At 56.2% G+C, this 1,191-nt stretch carries 1 protein-coding gene; it reads right to left on the bottom strand.

The annotated features are described in order from the left end of the window. Nucleotides 1-1,094, bottom strand: a 1,094-nt coding sequence (locus DA373_RS15975; protein WP_157953740.1) for an IS4 family transposase, incomplete at its 3' end; no start/stop codon positions are given. Nucleotides 1,095-1,191: the final 97 nt, after the last annotated feature.

Below are 1,191 nucleotides of genomic sequence, written 5' to 3' on the forward strand. Positions count from 1 at the left end.
TTGCCCAAGGTCAAAAAGGACAGCACCCGGCGTTGCGCCGTATTGGCTTGGTAGCGCCGGTGCCATCCTTGGTGCTCCGCTTCGAATCCCACCAGCCACAGCATCAGCGTGGCGACCTGCGCAATCAGGCACAACACCGCAATCCGTTTTTCCCCGAGCGTTTTGCTGTTGCTCCAGCCAAAACCGTAGCGTTGACTCTTGTCATCACGGAAGTTTTGCTCAATTTGCATGCGCGTCTGGTAGATGGACACGACTTCTTTGGCGCTCAAATGTTCATCCGAAGTCACCAACAACCAGGGCTCCTTGGCCAGCGCACGGTAACGTGCCTCCGCCTGCGGATACAGCGGCTGCTTTTTGCCTCGTTTTTTATGTCGACCCTTGGCTGGCCCATGATATTGATGGAAATAAACCGAACAACGCCGCTTCACTGACTTGCCCAGCTGGCCGGGCCCCAGCGCCTCGGGCGTAGCGCTGGCATGTTGTGTCAGACCCGTTGCCGGGTACCATTCCTGTTCGCTATCCAGCTTGCCGTAGATACGTCCGCGAACCCGCCCCACAAACTCCCAACCCAATGCGCGTACCTGCCGTAACCACGGTGTTTTGAAGCCGGCATCCGTTACAATCACCACGCGCCGCGCTGTACCTAGCAAGCTCTGAAGGTCGAGCAGAAACTGCTGATGCTCATCGGTATGCTCCTGCCGTTCAGAAGGCACGACCCGGTTCAACAGCGGCAGACCTCGGCCGTCATACACCAGACTGGCGCGTAATACATGGAAGTCCTGACTGCAGCAGCCACTCCAGTCAATGGCAATGACACAGCTGGGCAGGCATGCCGTGATGCGGCGAGCGAGCGCGGCGCTGATGGCGGTATGCTCATCGTGCAGTTTTTTATTACCGATAAACCGGTCGACCCGCTTTATCTTGTGTTTCACTTTGGCCTTTCCCGGAAGATGGCGACCAATTCGCGTCAAGGAAAGCGTATTACCAGCAATCAACCCTTCGGCACAGGACAGCAGGGTGTTGGTACGGGCCTGATGGAAAGAAGAGAGGGTGGGGCGGAAGAAATTATGGCAAACTGTGCGGACGGCAGGCATGGCGGATACTCTTTGTTTTTTTGGCGATTAATAAAGAGAAAATCTACCATGCCTGCCTATTTTTTTGGGGATCCCTCAGCGCCTTCGCGGGAGTGAC

The sequence above is a fragment of the Oceanimonas marisflavi genome, from assembly GCF_003049725.1.
Classification (GTDB): domain Bacteria; phylum Pseudomonadota; class Gammaproteobacteria; order Enterobacterales; family Aeromonadaceae; genus Oceanimonas; species Oceanimonas marisflavi.